Below are 3,046 nucleotides of genomic sequence, written 5' to 3' on the forward strand. Positions count from 1 at the left end.
CCCTCGACCATTTTTTCTCAAAATCGGTCGAGGGATGTATTCATTTTAGGGGAGTTTTTTCCCAGCCCCCACTGGCTTCCTTACATCCATTTACTGTTTATCTCCCTGTGGATTAGGGTTTTCCGGATTGAAATTATCTTCGTGATTCGTTTCATCTGAATCTGGTTCTTCCAGGTCCACACCAAATCCAGGTGCATGGAGTCCGATATCTTCCTCTTTGTTACCCTCTTCCTTCACTACTTCTTTTTTTTATTTATCTTTTTCAAACAAGACATATCCTCCTCTTTTCAATATATCATCATATAAGCTAACTTCCTTCTCATCAAGACCATGTCCGTCAAGCGGGTGGCTATTTTTGAAGTCCTCCTCTTTGACCGATTCAATTTCAATCGGCACCATGGATTTAACTTCAGAAACATGTTCCTCAAGAGATACGACTAGAAGGGCATTTGCATGATAAGCACCACTTTGAATCAGATTCTCTACTTCAGTGGCAAACGCCTCAAGACTTTGCTGGGCTGTGACAAACTTCATTAGTTATCCTCCTCTAAACAATGTGTAAACTCATTTTACCAAAGGAGGAATCAACTAACCAATTTTAACTACTTGAAAGTTTGCTTTTTCCTGTTGACTTTTATTCCTAAAGGTTATATAATAAATTCTGTTGTTGAAAAAGTTTCGGTAGCTCAGCTGGATAGAGCATTCGCCTTCTAAGCGAACGGTCGGGGGTTCGAATCCCTCCCGAAACGTAAAATCTCTCTAACGAGACTGATTACATAGCGGGTTTTGAGTTCTAACTCAGAAATAATTCAGAAATAATATAGTAGACCTAAAGAGAGCAGCTAATAACTGCTCTCTTTTTCTGTTTCTTCTATTGTATAGACTCACTTCTACGCTTTTAACTTTTTGTATTTTTCGAATAGTTCAAAAGAGAATTGATTTTGCTTACTCAATTTCTCCTGGAGGTATCTATATAACTCGATTTTTATAGCTTAGTTACATCTCTAGTATGGACCCAGCTCAATATTTCTCTGAGTAATACTTGTCCGCTTCTGGTCTGCAGTACAGTATACCTCTGTCCTTTTCGACTAGCTGGAATTTTTTCTCCAGTTGCGTATCTGCTGGCGTTACTGTTGAGTGTTACTCTGTCTCCAGATTCAATTGCAGATGCAGCACTGGATAATCTAACATCCGCCACGTGTACCCAACTCATAATCTCCTGTAGCAAGACTTGACCTGGTCTAGTTTGCATGACTGTATAGGTCCTGTTCTTAACCGATGCCGGAATAGTTTGACCTGTTGCATATCGATTAGCTGAATTGTTAAGAATGACTTTATCTCCAGCATTTACTGACCGGCTCACTGATGTAGAAGGAGTCACTACTGCAGCAGGCTGAGTCGGCTCATCTTTAGTTCCATGTGCTGGTGTTCCAGAAGCCGTAGTAATGAAAGTATCAAACCCTTTAGCTTCTACTCGCTTAGCTTGAGCTTCTGCATTCTCTTTTTTTCTGTAAGCTCCTACTTGAACTTTAAAGAGCCCTTGATCCTGTATCAAGTAGGTGTCAATGTCTGCAGCTTCAAGTCTTTCTTGAAGTCTCTCGGCATTCTCCAGTTTACCAAAAGCTCCAACTTGAACACGGAATAAAGTACCGGATACAATTGGCAAATCCACTTTAGGCTGATCAGATGATTTAGGTCCTCTATACTGAATGCCGATATATTTACAAATCTCTTCAACAACTGATTCAGCTGCTTTATAGAAGTTTTGATCATTGAGATACCAATCATGGTCTGCTCTGTGATCCATGAATGCATACTCGATGATAATTGTCTCTACATTGCCTGTCAAACGGTGCATGAAGTACCAGTCAGTTCCAGCACTATTTCGACGATTGAACACTCGTCTTAGTGGCAGCTTAGACACATTGACTAAACTATTGGCTATGTTTCGTGCAAAACGGTCAGTAACTCTAATAGGATAAATCGTCTCTACACCTCTGGCTTTTCCATTAAATGCGTTCCAGTGGTTAGAAATACAGAAGTCGTATTTCCCCCTAATCTTATTCGTACGGGCAACAGAATCGAGCGTAACATCTTTGTCCCTGGTTAGATCGACATCAGCGCCCAGCTCACGCAATCTTTTATGCTGATACAAGCTGATACGTAGACACCAATCTTTTTCACGAATCCCAAAACCTGTAGCGCCCGGATCTGTTCCACCGTGTCCTGGATCGATAATTCCTTTTTTACTCATTATTCTTCCACCTTAATAATAGGTTTTTCTTTTTCTTCAACCTTCATTACATCTGCGTCAATGTGTATCCTGTTTTCTGTATGTTCTTTCAGCTTAATCAAAGTATTCTTAACTGCAGCAGGTAAAGGTAAACCAAGAGTCGCCCAATTTTCTGCAATTGAGATTAGATATGTGACTACCATCCATAATGTAAACCCGTGAGCGTAAGTTTGGAATCCGAATAGTGGGAGATAAACATTCAATACGAATATCAGTAAAACCACTAATGCATGTTTTGCAATACCAAAAAGACTGACACTGGAGCTCGTTTCTTTTGTTTTAAAAGATTTTAATGTCCCCGTGAAAATATCAAAAAATGCGCACAAGATAAGCGCGTGAATAAAACCATTCTGGTAAATAGAATAGATTTGGTGTGTAATGTCGTTTAGTTCTAAAATCAACAACTTGTACCCCTTCCTTCTTATGTTTGTGTATAGAAAAGAGCAAGCGCAAGGTCTGCTCTCAGTTGTTTTCCATTAATTCTTCTATTAAGCTTTCTTGCTCTGAGTGCTGAAGTAGCATTCTAGCGATTGTGTTCGACAGACTCTTAATGAGCTCTGCTTGTTCTTCAATTATCTCTATCAATTCAACGTTAGTTAATTTGACAGATTCAGTTGAAAATGAACATGAAATCATCAAGAAAATGACAAGAACATTAGAAAAACGAGGCCCTGATGTGTAGAAAAGCAAAATAATCCAGCCAGTAAATGTCACTTTATTCCGGCAGTTTTATTTAAGAAAATGAGGCAATTA

4 protein-coding genes and 1 tRNA gene are annotated in these 3,046 nt (G+C 39.2%); 1 reads left to right on the forward strand and 4 read right to left on the reverse strand.

Annotated elements, in window-relative coordinates:
• Positions 1–90 precede the first annotated feature (90 nt).
• Together ABFX15_RS00950 and ABFX15_RS00955 are read right to left on the reverse strand one after the other, a co-directional pair.
• Positions 91–237, reverse strand: coding sequence for a hypothetical protein (locus ABFX15_RS00950; RefSeq protein WP_176759664.1), 147 nt, complete (start codon positions 235–237; stop codon positions 91–93).
• A gap of 12 nt (positions 238–249) precedes the next feature.
• Positions 250–534, reverse strand: a complete 285-nt coding sequence (locus tag ABFX15_RS00955; protein WP_091268035.1) for a hypothetical protein — start codon at positions 532–534, stop codon at positions 250–252.
• Positions 535–675: 141 nt separating this feature from the next.
• On the opposite strand from ABFX15_RS00955, the gene ABFX15_RS00960 reads away from it, so the two are divergent.
• Positions 676–749 (forward strand) — tRNA-Arg (locus ABFX15_RS00960).
• A gap of 236 nt (positions 750–985) precedes the next feature.
• Here ABFX15_RS00960 and ABFX15_RS00965 read toward each other — a convergent pair.
• Positions 986–2,254, reverse strand: coding sequence for an N-acetylmuramoyl-L-alanine amidase (locus tag ABFX15_RS00965; RefSeq protein WP_346023691.1), 1,269 nt, complete (start codon positions 2,252–2,254; stop codon positions 986–988).
• Positions 2,254–2,694 carry a phage holin family protein gene (locus tag ABFX15_RS00970; protein ID WP_346023692.1) on the reverse strand — a complete coding sequence of 147 codons (441 nt, stop codon included), beginning with the start codon at positions 2,692–2,694 and terminating at the stop codon, positions 2,254–2,256. The genes ABFX15_RS00965 and ABFX15_RS00970 overlap by 1 nt, the downstream gene beginning before the upstream one ends.
• Between the last annotated feature and the right edge of the window lie 352 nt (positions 2,695–3,046).

This window comes from Alkalibacterium indicireducens, assembly GCF_039522005.1.
GTDB lineage: Bacteria > Bacillota > Bacilli > Lactobacillales > Carnobacteriaceae_A > Alkalibacterium > Alkalibacterium indicireducens.

What these genes read in the sequence shown, in the direction of transcription:
- ABFX15_RS00955 (WP_091268035.1), bottom strand. Translation starts at nt 534, where the DNA reads ATGAAGTTTGTCACAGCCCAGCAAAGTCTTGAGGCGTTTGCCACTGAA.
- ABFX15_RS00965 (WP_346023691.1), bottom strand. Translation starts at nt 2,254, where the DNA reads ATGAGTAAAAAAGGAATTATCGATCCAGGACACGGTGGAACAGATCCG.